A 15,135-nucleotide genomic window follows, 5' to 3' on the forward strand; every position below is an offset into this window, starting at 1 on the left:
TAACCGTCGGCAGCCCTCCCTCTGTCGACGAGAGCTGGCGCGACGCTTAGCAGCCTCGTTTGCCAGACTCACTTCCGCCCGGCCCTCGAAATGAGGCCGGGCTTTTTTTCCGATAAGATGCGCGGCTTTGCTGTTCCAGCCAACCCACGTCTGATGATTGCGAAAAGTTCGGGAGCCAACAGTCCTGGTGGCCTTCGAAATGCTGCCCGCATGGCCTTTGTGACGTTTAACCCAAGGAGCTCGCGAGCGCCCGCAAATCGTGCAGACACATTTGCTGACCCACGCAGCTACGCAAGTTAGGTGGATCGGACAACCGCCTGACCTAGCCATCTGTCATATTTCACGCGGTAGGGTCGGACGGCCTTGAATCGTACGTAGCGTCACATTGTACGATCTCAGGGTAGTTCGCGATGATATTTGGCAGATGATACCCGCCAGATGATCATTGGCGACCGAGCCAAGCCGCACTGGATAGTCTGGGGCAATGTGCAACTGCCGCGCGTTCATCGTTGGCTATGGCAGTTATCTGGGGCAGCCGGTCACTGATCAATAGGGCTTTGATTGCGCATTGTCGAAATTTGTTGCCAGAGGTGGGATAGTGACGGCCGATATCGTTGATGTATGCGTTGTCGGGAGTGGTGCCAGCGGCTCGACCGTGGCCTACGAGATCGCCCAACACGGTTTGCGAGTGCTCCTTCTCGAGGAAGGTCGGGCGCTTCCTCCCGGCGCCTCGCTGGCGAGCGTCCAAGATGGTATGGATACCGCCCTAGTAAGGTCTTCGGCAGGTACGTTGACGTCGTTTGGACGTCCGCTGGACTGTGTGCGCGCTCGGCGGCGGAATGACTTTGTATGCCGGAATAGCCTTCCGCTATCGGACCATTGATTTTGATGCGCGAGCGCATGTAGCCGGAGACGCGCTTGACCCGTCTGCGGATGAGCAGGCATTTTCCAACAGAGAACACCGCCATGCCGCTGCCCAATCCATTTTCCACATCGCCGGTGCTGCTCGGCGGGGAGAACCGCTCGGGCGCCACATTGCTGAGCATCGTGCTGGATTCGCATCTGGATCTGGTAGCCGGGCCGGAGATCGACTTCCTCGAACCGCCCAATCTCGGTCCGCACATCTTGAGCGCGATCGACCTGCTGGCGGCCGGCGATTCCCGTGTCGCGGGCATGACCAAAAACACGGTCGATCCGTTCTGGTATGACGGGGTGCACTTTGTGGTCCAGTGCCGCCGGTTCGGCCTCGACTTCGATGATATGCGTGGGTTGGTCAGCAAGGTGATGGTCGAGATGGGCGACGACATCGTTTCGTTCGCCGCCCGATGCTGCCTTATCAACGAGATGGGCGAGTTGCGCCGAGCACGTAGCGGGGCCCGGCGCTGGGGCTTGAAACTGCAGCGCAAGATTGCCCACATCGACGCCTTCGCCCGGCTGTGGCCGCGCGCACATTTCGTGCATATCGTGCGGGACGGCCGCGACGTTGCCGCCTCTCATCTGAAAACCGTTCCTGATTGGGGGTACCGAACTGTTGCCGATGCGGCGCGCGGTTGGCTGGAAGTGGTATCCCAGCCACACCGAATCGCGCCGCCTGGCCGCTATCTTGAGGTGCGTTACGAGGATCTTGTAACCAGTCCCCGTCCCACCCTGGCCCGGGCCTGGATCACCTCGGCTTGCCTTGGGATGAGGCCGTGCTGCGTCACGCTGAATACGAGCACGTATTGTTCGAACAACCGCACGGCCATCCGGCGGCCGAGGCTGCGGGGAAGCCGCTGCACCGAGGCAGGATCGGTCGTTACGTCCAAGATCTGACGCGAGCCCAGATCGAGGAGTTCGAGCAGATCGCCGAAAGTGAGCTGAGCCGACTCGGGTATCTCTCGGCTCCCAGCCTGTCTGGCGACACGTGAGCCGCCGGCGCTGTTTCGCCGCGCCTCGCGGACTGCCACGAAGCTATCTTGCGCTGCTCGTCGGCTGGACGCGGGACCGGCGCAAACGGGGCTGCTGCTGGCCTGCGGTCGAGCGCCGTACCTGGTGGTGAGTCTGTTCGCCGGGGTCGTCGTCGACCGCCTCCCTCATCGGCGGATCCTTTTGACCGCCCATCTGGTGATGGCGGCGACGCTGGCCATAATTCCCTTGTTCGCCAACCTTGGACATCTTGGACTGGTTCAGTTGTACACGACGAGCATGCTGGTTGGGGTTGCCGCAGTCATCGCTGAAGTGGCTTATCTGGCGTGCATACCCACTCTGCTAGATCGCTCACAGCTGGTTCGGGCACAGAGTTCCTGGCGGACTCGATTTCATTTTTGCTTGCCGCCGCGTTGCTGTCTCTGGTGCCCCTGCGTAAAGCTGGGTGCTCGGAGGCCGCGCCGAGAGCGGTGCTTGGCCAAGTTGCCGAGGGTTTGGCAAGCCTGTTCGGCAATCCGATTTTGCGGGCAGTCACGTTGGCCAGCGGCACATTCATCTTTTGGCACAACGCGTTTTCTGCGGCGTTTCTGCTGCATTTGACCAAGGATCTCGGGTTTGACAGCCGGCTCGTCGGCATGGCGCTCGGCATCGGTGCGCTTGGAGGTGTGGTCGGCGCGGCTAGCTCACCGCGGGTGGGCCGGGCGATCGGCCTCGGCCCAAGTTTAATGATCGGTTTGGCGGTAAGCGCCGGCGGAATGAGCTTGGCGGCCCTGCTCACCCAGCCCTGGTGGGCCGCAGTAGCATGCGTGACCCTCTCCCAATTCATGCTGTGGATCGGTTAAGGGATCTACAACGCGCAGCAGGTTCCCATTCGATATGCGTTGGTCCCGCCGCACTTACAGGGCCGGATCAATGCGAGTATCCGCAGCGTGGTGTGGGGACTGGCCTCATTGAGGGCGCTGGCCGGCGGCGCGGCCGCTGCTGCGACGAGCCTGCGTACCACGTTACTCGCGAGCAGCGTGCTTGGCATGGCCTCCATAGTGTGGATTTGGCCGCTGCGCCAGGCGCGCAGCTTGCGTCTATGACCGCGACGGACTGGCTCATGGACATCAAAGAATTTGGCGATCTTGATCGGCAGCCTGGGCGGCTCATGGTTTGGCGGATCAACGTCCCCGAGCCGATCAGCTGGCGGGCTGACCCGCGCCGCCCGTCCTATGTGCAAGAGGAACATCTTCGCTCTGCGGACGATGGCCGACCGGGCTGGCTCGGCGCAGCATTCGAGTTGCCAGGCGAGCTCCACGCCGCCGCGCTGACCAAAGCGATCCTTGGCTGGGTCGATCGGCACGAGGTATTACGCAGCCGATTGGCCAAGGATGGATCGGCAATGCATCGCGCCACGATTGATCCAGGCGCTGCAGCGCTTGAGCAAACCGTGGTGAGTGACTGCGCCGATAGCGGCGAAACTGCTCAGTTGCTCGAAAAACTGTTTGACGCGGAGACCAACGCGCTGCGCTGGCCGGCGTATGTCTTCGTGACGATCAGCCGGCCGACATCCACGAGCCTCCTGCTCGCCGCCGACCACTCGGTTAGCGATGCCTACTCGATGGCCTTGGTACCGTATGAGATCCGCGAGCTGTACACAGCCGCGATCCGTCGAGTGGAACCTCAGCTGGCAGCGGTGCACAGCTATCTGGATCACGCCGAGGCCGAACGAGAGCGATTGACCGATCTAACCGATGACCATCCTGCCATCGGCCATTGGCGCGAGCTGATCGCGGCGAACGGCGGTCAATTGCCGCACTTTCCGCTATCATTCGATGCGCCGGAGAGATCCTTGCAGCGGAGCGGAAAAATGTGGCTGCTCGATGCGGCTGGTGCATGCGAATTCGATCGCGGCTGCAGGTCCCAGGGCGGAAACGCGGCGACGGGAATTTTCGCCAGTCTGGCGCTGGCAGGAAAGACACTGGCGAACCAACGACAAATTCCACGCCGTTGCGCGCTTTCACACCAGGTACGATCTACGATCGATGCGTTCGGTTGGATGGTATGTCGGGATGAGCCCGGTGAGCTTCCGGGTGGCCGATACGTTGCCGGAAATCCTGCACGCCGCCCGGCTCGAACTCAAACGCGCCAAGAAAACGGCTCAGGTGCCATTTTCAAAGGCCATGGAGCTGCTTGGCACCACGCTGCGCGACCGTTTCATGGTATCCTATATTGACAATCGGACGGTGCCCGGGTCGGACCGCTGGCCCCACTGGCGGACAAGATTTCTGATTAGCCGTAGCTCCGATGCTTACGAGACATACCTATGGGTCAGTCGCTGGCAGGACGGAATTTCCGTGAACTTCCGCCACCCTGGTACAGCAACCGCGCGAAATGCAATGGATGACTATCTTGCTGAAGTGGCCGCGCAGGCCCACCTGATCAGCGGCGCTCGTCCGCTGCCGCGGCTCTCAATCGACTGACCAGGGTGGCTGAGAGTTAGCGTTCTTGACCAAGAACCGCTCGCGTTACGATCACGATCATTCGTGCTTGGGTGGCCAGAAAGGAGCTAAATTTAGCAGCATGCCGAGAGCGCCACCGGGCGCGAGCATAGGCCCTATCTGCTCTATCTTTTGGTTGAGGCGACTTTCTCGCGGGTGGCTTGCGGATGATCCTCGCCAGGCTAAGCCGACACAACTCTTGCTCCGGACAGTAACGTGCATAGTGCCGAGCAGCATGTCGAGTTTATGACCAGCAGATATTGCGATCAATTGCGAGCTAGCATCCTCATATCCATGCTTTTCTTGCATTGAGCTAGCGATGGCACGGTCATTGCAGGTCTTCGTTCAATGAATGGATTCGCCCTCGCACGGCAGGCGTTGATTTTCCGGATCATGCGCTGATGGAGGCATGTTCGTACATGATGGCGCAGAGGCTCATCGACGATGCTTCGTGCAAGCGACACGGAATACGAGCTGCAGCTGATGAGCAGCGACGAACTCGCTATGCACCCCACTGGCGATTGACTTGGACTGAAGACAAATGTTTCAGCATGACGCAACAACAGCGACGCAAAGCGCGTAATCGAAGTGGCGCATCTTAAGGATCTACGAGAGCTGATGCAGTTGCTTTGGCATTTGTTCGAAGCAGCGGACCGGGTTCCTAGAGGACCGGAGCATACAGCAGCGATTCAGACAATTAAACGCTTTGAGCGTCGGCTGGCAGTATTGGTTCAGGCATCTGAGAAAGCTCGAGCTGGTCGCACCAGAGTCGCGGGCCGAGCCAGCCCGCCAAATAAATGATCTTCAAACAATCACAGAAATCATCGAGGGATTCCATTTATGTGCGCTATCGCTAAGGCCTGCATGGCCACCGCGATGTGAAAGGAACTTGAAGCGCCTGTCCGGACCGCGGTATCCATTCGTCTTCCAGGGGTAAATGAGGGCCGAATATGTGGCAGGCGCTAGAAGCGCGTGTTCTTGAGCAATACATCTCCTTCTACAGCACGGGGATAATGAGCCGCCACTTCGAATGACGGCAATAGATCAAGAATGGCTTGCAGCGACAGTTGCCCTTCGTAGAGCTCCCGGTCGCTATATTCCGTGTAGATGAAGCGTGTATTGCTCAAGGTTTGCATGCCGCCCGCAATGACGTCGGCCTCCGCGCCTTGGACATCCATCCAAATGAAATCAACCGTGTTCAGCTTAGCGTCGCTGTACCAATCGTCCAGCCGCCGGGTTTCAACCGAGAAAGGGCGGTCGAACCGAACCCAATCATACTCGGTAAGATGGTTTTTCGGACGGCGTATCGAGCCGGAGAGATCCCATTCTTTTGCATCTCCATCTGCATTGCTTGGATGAAAATCGATCATCCCGTTTCGATCGCTGATCGCGATTTCAAGCAGCGTCACCTTATCGAGGGAAGGGCCCAACTTCTTCTTAAAGCGCGCAATCGCACGAGGGTCCGGCTCGAAGCAGTAAAGCTGAGCTTGTGGGCACAGGGTAAGAAAATGTTGCGTATCGGTTCCGTCATTGCAGCCGATATCCAAGATGACTGGATTGGACTTCTGAAGAAGCGAAACGATATGCTGATGTACTTCTACCGACGACACAGGTTGTTTTCCTATTGGCGCAGAGATCGGTTGAATTCGCCACCGCAATCACACGCTGGAGGCTTCGGCACAACGTATATCAACGTATATAATCCATATGCCGGTCCAATCCCCTTGCTCCATCAGCGCTATTGGAATGCCGTCGACGCAAAATAGCCCGGCCGCATGATTTTCTTTCAGCCAAATTCGTACGAGCAGCTTTGCTCGCAGGGGCGACAATGAAGAGCCGTGGAGAAGAAACGGAAAGAGACTGTCGGCGCTCGATCACCATCCCATCGGTAGGTCGTGATCGGCCTGATCTTGCGGTCCCTAGCGAGCACATTTTGGCGCCCATGCGCGTGACGGTACACTCGGATGTTTTGACGAGAAGCAATGTCAGGTTCGCAACAGCTTGGCGAGCTGTGCACATGAAGGCGTTTGCTTCCGGACGAATGCACGCGCAGGCCAAGCGTGAGATTCATCACGATTGCAGGCAGATCGCTCTGCTCGTCTTTGGCCTGGCTCTTGCAATAATGGTGCTGCTCAGAAAGCACCCATCGTCAACTCGTTCAAATGCTCAGGAGGCCTGCATGAATTTCCGTCCGCTTCACGACCGCGTCGTGGTCAAGCGCATCGACGCTGAAGAGAAGACAGCTGGCGGCATCATCATTCCCGACACAGCCAAGGAAAAGCCCTCGCAGGGCGAAGTCGTCGCGGTTGGCCCAGGCGGCCGTGACGAGACCGGTAAGCTGATTCCGATCGACGTGGCGGTCGGCGATCGCGTGCTGTTCGGAAAGTGGTCAGGCACCGAGGTCAAGGTCGACGGTCAGGAACTGTTGATCATGAAGGAGAGCGACATCATGGGCGTTCTCACGGATGTGTTTTCCAAGAAGAAAGCCGCCTAGTCCGGCGCTCGCCACCACTCACCCCTGACGAACGCCTTGCCGGGCGCGTCGAAGGATGAGAAATTAAACTAAGGAAATTCGATTATGTCAGCCAAGGAAGTCAAGTTCGGCGTAGAAGCGCGAGACCGCATGTTGCGCGGTGTCGACATTCTCGCCAACGCCGTGCAGGTCACCCTCGGTCCGAAGGGCCGCAACGTGGTGCTCGAGAAGTCGTTCGGCGCTCCCCGCATCACCAAGGACGGCGTCGCCGTCGCCAAGGAGGTGGAACTCGAGGAGAAGTTCGAGAACATGGGTGCCCAGATGGTGCGCGAGGTCGCGGCCAAGGCAGCGGACGCCGCCGGCGACGGCACCACCACCGCGACCGTGCTTGCGGCTGCTATCGTGCGCGAGGGCGCCAAGTCGGTCGCCGCCGGCATGAACCCGATGGATCTGAAGCGCGGTATCGACCTCGCGGTCGAAGCCGTCGTTGCGGACCTCCAGAAGAACTCGAAGAAGGTCACCTCGAACGAGGAGATCGCCCAGGTCGGCACCATTTCGGCCAACGGCGATGCCGAGATCGGCAAGTTCCTCGCCGACGCCATGAAGAAGGTCGGCAACGAGGGCGTGATCACGGTCGAGGAAGCCAAGTCGCTCGAGACCGAACTCGACGTCGTCGAGGGCATGCAGTTCGACCGCGGCTACATCTCGCCCTACTTCGTCACCAACGCCGACAAGATGCGCGTTGAGATGGACGACGCCTACATCCTCATCAACGAGAAGAAGCTCTCCTCGCTGAACGAGCTGCTGCCGCTGCTCGAGGCCGTGGTGCAGACCGGCAAGCCGCTGGTGATCGTCGCTGAAGACGTCGAAGGCGAAGCGCTCGCCACCCTCGTCGTCAACCGCCTGCGTGGCGGCCTGAAGGTCGCGGCCGTCAAGGCTCCCGGCTTCGGCGATCGCCGCAAGGCCATGCTGCAGGACATCGCGATCCTGACCGGCGGCCAGGCCATCTCGGAAGACCTCGGCATCAAGCTCGAGAACGTCACGCTGCAGATGCTCGGTCGCGCCAAGAAGGTGATGATCGACAAGGAAAACACCACGATCGTCAACGGCGCCGGCAAGAAGGCCGACATCGACGCCCGCGTTGCCCAGATCAAGGCGCAGATCGAGGAGACCACCTCGGACTACGACCGTGAGAAGCTGCAGGAGCGTCTCGCCAAGCTCGCGGGCGGCGTCGCGGTGATCCGCGTCGGCGGCGCGACCGAAGTCGAGGTGAAGGAGCGCAAGGATCGCGTTGATGACGCGATGCATGCGACCCGTGCGGCGGTCGAGGAAGGCATTCTCCCGGGCGGCGGCGTCGCCCTGCTCCGTGCCTCCGAGCAGCTCAAGGGCCTGCGCACCACGAACGACGACCAGAAGACCGGCGTTGAGATCGTGCGCAAGGCGCTGTCCTGGCCGGCTCGGCAGATCGCGATCAACGCCGGTGAAGATGGCTCGGTCGTGGTCGGTAAAGTCCTAGAGAAGGATCAGTACTCTTACGGCTACGACGCGCAGACTGGCGAGTACAGCAACCTTGTCTCCAAGGGCATCATTGACCCGACCAAGGTCGTGCGCATCGCGGTCCAGAACGCCTCCTCGGTGGCGGCGTTGCTGATCACGACGGAAGCGATGGTTGCCGAGTTGCCAAGAAAGATCGCACCCGGTCCCGCAATGCCTCCGGGCGGAGGCATGGGCGGCATGGACTTCTGATCCCTCCTCTCAAAAGGATCGACAGGCAGAACCCTGGCAGCAATGCCAGGGTTTTCGACTTCAGGCAAGCTTGCAACCACGCAACCATTGTCAGCTTGAGTTGGATCGGCAGTTGGCGCCAGCCATTTTATCAGCAGCGGCCGTCCGACGCACACCTAAGTTGGTTAGTCTGCCTTCTCTCTCCCGCCGCCGCTCGGCTTCCATCCATGACGTTCCATGAGCTCTAGTTCTTAGACCGCGTATACCGGATCTTTCAGTTCCGCGCATGATCCAGATCGATCCTATACCACGCTATCTAGTCAACGCTGAGGGTTCACAGGGCCACGCAGATGACGGCGTAAGATGCGGCTCGACCGGCGCGCCGACATTTTTCCTTGGAAAGCGGCGTTATTGCGCGCGGGCCAAACGAGTAAGTTCGCCTCAGGCGACAAGATGGCAGGTCGCCCGCAGAGTACATCGCTGATCTAGAATTCTCGATCGCCAAGAAACGATGTGTCACGGCAACGGTCGTTACTAGAATCTTCTTCCGGCACGGCTGTCGGAGCCAACAAGACTCTCGAGCAGTGCCCGGTCAGCCACAACGCATCAATTAGGTTTCATGCAGAAGCGGCCCCAGCGAGAGGTTCAAGCTGGGGCCGAGCTGAGGTCGCGGCCGCTCGTCACCGAAATCAGCAGCCGAACCAGGGCTGAACAATACGAGATGAAAATTACCCGCCCTATGCCCGCATCATTAGAATCGAATTTCGAAAAATAACGCGTGTGAATCTCAGCGAAGAAATCGCCACCGGGCCCGGCCGCCAGGTATCATAATCTCGAGCTCCTCAGTTGCTCACTGGTTCCGTTTTAGAGACTCCGAACTGGATTTTCGGCCTAACCATCCTATTACTTTGGTTTGCGAGAGCGGAAAGAAGCCAAATAGCCCGCAAAGCTGCTGGTCATTGTCGCCCTCGAGCCGCGATCGCTTAAGTTTTCGACGCAGATGCCTTATCTGATTCGGGGAACTACTTCGGCTGGATTTTAACGGAGGCTGCTGAACGGGACTCCACACCCGCTGTTCCCAAATTGGCTCCCGTCGCGGCATGGTTTCAAACACGGATATACCGTGCGGACCACTGCGGCGCAGAAGTCGCTAGGTTGAAGTCAAGTCCCGCGTGTGGTAGGCGATCGCTTGCCGACCTCAGAAAGAGGCTCGATGCTCTCGGCGCGCCGATCGGTCCGGAAATAAAACGCCGGGAATTTGTTTGCCGATCGCTTGTTGTTTGTAGATCAAGCTTGCTTGTCAGCTAAGGTTTTCATCGAACGACCTAGCGGCAACTTTCGCCGATGGTAGCCGTAGATCCGGACATCTTCGCGGATTTGCTCGCTAACCGAGCGCACGACACGTTTCTTCCGCCAGTTCCTGTTGAGATCGATCGGAATGGAATTGCCTCGAGGAACGACGAGAAGGTCGTTCCGTTCGTTCAAGTAGACATCGTACATGGAAGTCCTCGCTCCGGGTCAACATAGGCCGAAGCCCCAGCCCTTTGGTGACTTGGACGACACAGTCTCATGAAAGCCGAACAGGGTGCTTTGCTCTCGGAATGCCAAGGCTGGGAGGGACGATTTCTGCTTCATCTAGGCAACAGCGACGAAGCCGAAAGAAACTGCGGATTGGAGCTCCCCGCCCGGCGCGTGTCGCAGGTCTCGGCTTGACTTGTTGTAAGCCTTTCGTTGCCTAATGGTGTCGGCCTATGCAACTAGCCGTGGCTTTCCGTGCTGCTTGCTTTCTAGTGATCCGGCTGGCGTCGATACCTAATATCTGTTTCTGAGCTCGGTTGGCATTATCCTGCTCCCTCATATCCTGCCCCTCATTTCAGGATGCCCCTTTTTGAAATGAAGGAAGTTACAGACATCATGATATTCTATCTCGTTCAAGCGGAAGCCATACGAGGATATGCGGTTCACCAGAAAGACCGGATCGAACGCGAATGCCTGAAAACCGTTGGAGCAATCTAATCGAACATAGTCATCCGTGCGCACCACCCCCTGAATGGTAATACCACAAAGGTCATAGTATTCGTGGCGAGCCACCGTTGCCGTATCGCTCGTCGAAAAGAGCGACAAAGCTAGATCAAAAGGCGCTTTACAGACCAGCGACAGAAATTCCATCGGCGCGTCCATCGTGCCAATAAAATTAAACGGCAGTATGCAAAGCACCTTTCCATCATATCGGCGCATTATCTCTTCGATTAGCCGCATTCTTTTGAAGAATTTTCTGGCCTCGCAGCGGATAACCGCTCCTCTCCTGCTCTTTAACCGGCGCATACGAGGTGGATTTATTTCGATGCCAAGATAATCATTGTCATCGTTTTTTATGCCGATAAGGCGGTAGCCGCTACAACCAACTTCTATGATCAACTGGTACTGGGTCGCGCACAGGAGATCGAGGTAAAACAGTCTCTCGCGATGATGAAACTGACGCACCTCGGCAGTGAAGCAGCTCGGACGCATGAGACGTACGCCTTCATTGCCTAGATAGATCGCTCGATTGACTTGCTGGGACCGGAACGCGGAGGAGTTCACTGGTGCCTCATATCATCTCGCGCGGATGAGACGTAAAGCCTGCGGCATCGTCGTCCCATCGCCGTGGTCAATTCGTCGCTCAGCATTTTCGCGGCCAACGCCATATCCCCGACGGTCTGCTCGGGGCAGATGAGATCCACCACCGTACCGGGCGGCGTCAAACTCTCGGGCAGGTCAGTTACGTCAATGGTGATAAGGTCCATCGAAACGAAGCCGACGATAGGCGCACGACGACCATATATGAAGACATGCCCTCGATTACCCAGAGTACGCGGAAATCCATCAGCATAACCAATCGCGGCGGTCGCGACCCGCATTTGCTTCTTTACTGTGTAGGACCTGAAGTATCCAATCGCTTCCCCATGCTCGAGTTTACGGCATTGAATAATTTGCGTTCGCAGATGAACAACTTGCATCGGCTTGAAATCGGGATCATCGGACGCCGAGAAGCCGAAAATTCCTCCACCCGATCTTACGAGGTCAAAATGAAACTCACGTCCGGCGAACAGTCCGGCCGAATTCGATAGCGAAAGAATCGCATTCGGGAACAAATGGGAAAGTCTGCGAAACCGATTTAGTTGTTGGAGACAGATCTCGTTTCGCCACTCTGCACAGGCGAGCTGACTCATGAACAGCACGACAGGCAATTCAGACAATCCGTTTCTATTTTCGACGATTGTGCGTAATTCATCAATGGAAAACCCCAATCGAGAAAGGCCAGTGTCGACATGAATTCCTGCTGGCAGCGCACGATTGCGAAGTCGGCAATGCCGAAGCCAGGCCTCCAATTGTTCCCTGCTGTTGAGGATCGGCAGCAAATTGCGCTGCTCGGCCGCCAGCTCCATGCCCGGCATAGCGCCGTAGAGCATATAGATCCTCGCGGATGATGGCAGCACCTCGCGCAAGGCAACGCCCTCCTCCACATCAGCGACGAAAAAATGCACGCAGCCGAGGGAAGCCAGGAAGGGCGCTATACGTGTCGCGCCAAGACCGTAGGCATCAGCCTTGACGACGGCGCCGCAAGCGCTGCGAGGCGCAAGCGCCTGGCACTTCCGATAGTTGGCTTCAATTGCGCTGAGATCAACAATCATGGTCGATCTCGACGTCTCGCGAACGGCATCTACAAGTTTATGATAGGGATGGTCTTCGAGACCAATCGGCACATGTCTTCTCATCACGGCACGCCGACGACTATCAATGGTGAGAATACAGCGATCGAATTGCCTCTTCCGCGCACGCGGGCCCAAAACGAAACCCGTTACCTGCACCGCCGCCAATGACATACAGTCCGGCGACATCTTGAGCTGGACGAGAGAACGGGACCCCATCGTCAGAATAGCAGTCGCAGAACACACGCGCTGATACCACGGTGGGGATGTCAGGGGAAAACCATTTTGCGAGGATTGCGGTGGCGCGCGCGAGATCATCCGAACTGACGTGCAGCCCGCCGGGGTCAGCTCTCACATCCCATTCTTGCGAGGTGAAACTGAACAACCAATACCCCTCCTCAATCATAGGAACCAGGAACGCATAGTCATCGAACAAGCCGACCATTGGACAGTTCGTTGTAGGGCGCGCCGCCAAGTGAAGCGCGACGATCTTTTTGACTCGCCATCGCGGCCCCTCCGCGAAATGCGCGCGCAAGGGTGACTCTGGCAGCCATGGACCGATTGCCAGAACGGCCCGCCTCGCCGAGAGTTCGCTATCATCGGATGTCTGAAGACGAATATGGCTCGGCCTCTGCCGTATCCGTGCAATCGATGTGCGCTCCCGTATCGAAGTCCCGACGGCCTTGAGCCGTAGGGAAAGGTCCCGAACAATGGAATTGACTGGGCAGTAAGACCCCCGATCCAGTGCCACGACCATATCGCCGGGAACCACAAATTGCGGCAGTGATAAAAGTCTCTCCCTGAGCGCGAAAGAAGTCGATGGGGCGGTACCGACCACACAGCTCGTTCGCGTGAGTTCTTCCGGATCACGCGTCAACCAAAATACGTCGCAGTCTCGGCCGCCGGGCCATTGCCCATGGGGATAGATCTCTCGCCAAATCCTTGACCCACGATTGAGGAGGCTTCTTTCCTTTTCATTACGACCGATGTTGATCTGGATTCCGGGGGCAAACCCACTGGCACCTGCCCCCACGGTCTCTCGATCGAAGATGACGATTCTATCCCGCGGCCGGCTGTTCGCTGCAATGAAGGCGGCACTCAGGCCCATGACGCCGGCGCCAATGACCGCCAAGTCGTAAATGCTGTCGGTCATCGAGCTCCCTCCCAAGCGATAGACAAAGCGCACAGAATTTCGCTGCCGCGATTTTCCAAATAATGAGTTCGATGTGGCTGCAGAAACACCAGATCGCCTGCCTTGATGGCCAACTCTCCATCGTCAGTTATCACCCGACCTTGGCCGCTCGTGATGCGCCAGATCTCGCAGGAAGAATGAGAATGAGGCGTCGACACAGCGAACGGATCCAGCCGAAATTCGATGAGCTCGACGGGACAAGGGGTCCCGGACTCGCCGATTTCTTCAACGTGCTGCAAGACTACACCGGGGCTATAGACCGTCCTGTCGCCCAGCGCCATCAACTGTGCATTCTTCATTGTATACTCCGAACCACTACCCCGTGTTCGTGGCAGACTTGTTCGCCGGTCAGCAGGAGCCCTCGTAGCTAATGCTACTCCACTCGATGACGCCTGTTCCCGGCCCGCAATCGTAGGCTACGCGGCCGATGATCGAATTGAGGATCAGCGAAGCGCGCCAAGGAACCAGGCTTAGATTTGTATCAGCGATGCCATGTTGAAGGCGTGCGCCATTCTGGACGTACAAGCGGCACTTTCCGGGACCGTCAAAACGAGCCGAGAACTCTTTGTCGACCACGATCTCCTGAGAGCCACCTGGGGCATTCAGGACCTTGAGCCGTCCTGCGATCGGTTCCAGGAACGATGGGATTTCGGTGCGGTAGCCTGTGGCCAAGACGACAATGTCTGCGACATGTTGTGAACAAGTTCCTGTCTTCCGCTGACGCAAATCCAAGCGAAAGGGAGACATGCCGCGCAAGTCCTCTGCCGTGGTATCCACGTATATCTTTACGTGGGCCGGGTAGGACCGTCTATGAACTTCGCGGTCGTACAGCGCATTGTAGATAGCGCGCAGCGTCGAGCAGTTCACGCCATCGCTCGCCAACGATTGTCGCTCAAGAATTTGCTTCCGGGCGGCTTCACTCTGGTAAAAAAACCAATCACCATGTTGCGGAAAGAACCATTCATTGACGAAAGGACTGTCTTCGAGCGCGAATATGCTTGCGCGGCGCGTCACCCAGGTCAGGGTTCCCAATGGACCGCATGCACCACCGAGGAGATGAAGGAAGATTTCAGCCCCGCTTTGGCCGCCACCTACGACCACGACACGCTTGCCGGAAAACTCACGTCGCCGCAGGAGAAGGGTACTCCCGTGAAACACCTCGTTTGGCGGCGCATTCCTGCCCCACTCAGGAACAGACGGTACCCTGCCCACACCAAGCACAATCGTACCGGTTTGGTAACTGCGGCAATTCGTTGTGATATTGAAGGCTTCACCGCGCAGTTCGACTGCGCTCACGTGCTCGCCGAATTGAATGTTCGCCAGCTTCGCCGCAGCCCAACGCAAATAGTCCTCAAACTCACTACGAGTAACAGAGGCCAGTCCCCGAACAATAGCTTGATAAAGTCGCTTCTTATCATGCAAGTAGGCGAGGAAACTGTATGCACTCGTCGGATCGGCCGGTGTGACCAAGTCCTTTAGCGGGCTGGTTTGCATGACGGCACCTGCCAAAAGCAGACCGGGATGCCACTTTACCTTCTCTAAGCTTTCAAGGACGTTCAACGAAATGTCCAGAATTGGAGCCGCGAGCGCTGCCAGACTCAGATTAGCCGGCCCCGCACCGATCGCGATGACGTTGTAGCTGTCGGCGTGTTTCAGCATCCCATG

13 protein-coding genes and 1 pseudogene are annotated in these 15,135 nt (G+C 57.9%); 7 read left to right on the forward strand and 7 right to left on the reverse strand.

From position 1 onward, the window contains the following. The first annotated feature begins 655 nt into the window (after positions 1-655). The 5 genes and pseudogenes from XH92_RS43995 to XH92_RS34830 all read left to right on the forward strand — a co-directional run bounded on the left by XH92_RS43995 (position 656) and on the right by XH92_RS34830 (position 4,123). Positions 656-883, forward strand: coding sequence for a hypothetical protein (locus tag XH92_RS43995; protein ID WP_371818103.1), 228 nt, complete (start codon positions 656-658; stop codon positions 881-883). 35 nt (positions 884-918) lie between these two features. Next, positions 919-1,812, forward strand: coding sequence for a sulfotransferase (locus tag XH92_RS34820; RefSeq protein WP_246787865.1), 894 nt, complete (start codon positions 919-921; stop codon positions 1,810-1,812). A gap of 219 nt (positions 1,813-2,031) precedes the next feature. Beyond that, a pseudogene (locus XH92_RS43300) lies at positions 2,032-2,214 on the forward strand (MFS transporter); the annotation flags it as partial. A gap of 17 nt (positions 2,215-2,231) precedes the next feature. After that, the gene (locus tag XH92_RS43305) at positions 2,232-2,747 is read left to right on the forward strand and encodes a hypothetical protein (protein ID WP_246788653.1); all 516 of its coding nucleotides are present in this window, start codon (positions 2,232-2,234) and stop codon (positions 2,745-2,747) included. A gap of 260 nt (positions 2,748-3,007) precedes the next feature. Then, entirely contained in the window at positions 3,008-4,123 is a 1,116-nt protein-coding gene (locus tag XH92_RS34830) for a condensation domain-containing protein (protein WP_246787866.1), read from the forward strand. Positions 4,124-5,350: 1,227 nt separating this feature from the next. On the opposite strand, the gene XH92_RS34835 is transcribed toward XH92_RS34830, so the two are convergent. Beyond that, entirely contained in the window at positions 5,351-5,998 is a 648-nt protein-coding gene (locus tag XH92_RS34835; protein WP_305825858.1) for an FkbM family methyltransferase, read from the reverse strand. Between the two features lie 569 nt (positions 5,999-6,567). On the opposite strand from XH92_RS34835, the gene groES reads away from it, so the two are divergent. Together groES and groL are read left to right on the forward strand one after the other, a co-directional pair. Continuing rightward, positions 6,568-6,882 (forward strand): co-chaperone GroES, encoded by a 315-nt coding sequence (gene groES, locus XH92_RS34840; RefSeq protein ID WP_194461561.1) that lies wholly within the window; start codon positions 6,568-6,570, stop codon positions 6,880-6,882. Positions 6,883-6,966: 84 nt separating this feature from the next. Next, complete coding sequence (groL, locus tag XH92_RS34845) at positions 6,967-8,607, forward strand: chaperonin GroEL (RefSeq protein ID WP_194456166.1); 1,641 nt, start codon at positions 6,967-6,969, stop codon at positions 8,605-8,607. A 1,266-nt stretch (positions 8,608-9,873) separates the two neighbouring features. Here groL and XH92_RS34850 read toward each other — a convergent pair. From XH92_RS34850 to XH92_RS34875, 6 genes are all read right to left on the reverse strand, one after another. Continuing rightward, entirely contained in the window at positions 9,874-10,086 is a 213-nt protein-coding gene (locus XH92_RS34850; protein ID WP_194456167.1) for a hypothetical protein, read from the reverse strand. A 354-nt stretch (positions 10,087-10,440) separates the two neighbouring features. Further along, positions 10,441-11,169, reverse strand: a complete 729-nt coding sequence (locus XH92_RS34855) for a hypothetical protein (protein WP_246787867.1) — start codon at positions 11,167-11,169, stop codon at positions 10,441-10,443. After that, on the reverse strand, positions 11,166-12,260 hold the full coding sequence (alr, locus tag XH92_RS34860) for an alanine racemase (RefSeq protein ID WP_246787868.1): 1,095 nt from the start codon (positions 12,258-12,260) through the stop codon (positions 11,166-11,168). Before alr ends, XH92_RS34855 begins: the two co-directional genes overlap by 4 nt. 103 nt (positions 12,261-12,363) lie before the next feature. Further along, a complete protein-coding gene (locus XH92_RS34865) occupies positions 12,364-13,431 on the reverse strand; it encodes an FAD-binding oxidoreductase (RefSeq protein WP_194456169.1) in 1,068 nt (355 codons plus the stop codon). Beyond that, positions 13,428-13,769 carry a cupin domain-containing protein gene (locus XH92_RS34870; protein WP_194456170.1) on the reverse strand — a complete coding sequence of 114 codons (342 nt, stop codon included), beginning with the start codon at positions 13,767-13,769 and terminating at the stop codon, positions 13,428-13,430. The genes XH92_RS34865 and XH92_RS34870 overlap by 4 nt, the downstream gene beginning before the upstream one ends. A 49-nt stretch (positions 13,770-13,818) precedes the next feature. Next, a complete protein-coding gene (locus XH92_RS34875; protein WP_194456171.1) occupies positions 13,819-15,129 on the reverse strand; it encodes a lysine N(6)-hydroxylase/L-ornithine N(5)-oxygenase family protein in 1,311 nt (436 codons plus the stop codon). Positions 15,130-15,135 lie beyond the last annotated feature (6 nt).

This window comes from Bradyrhizobium sp. CCBAU 53421 (genome assembly GCF_015291625.1).
In the GTDB taxonomy this organism is placed as follows: Bacteria; Pseudomonadota; Alphaproteobacteria; order Rhizobiales; family Xanthobacteraceae; genus Bradyrhizobium.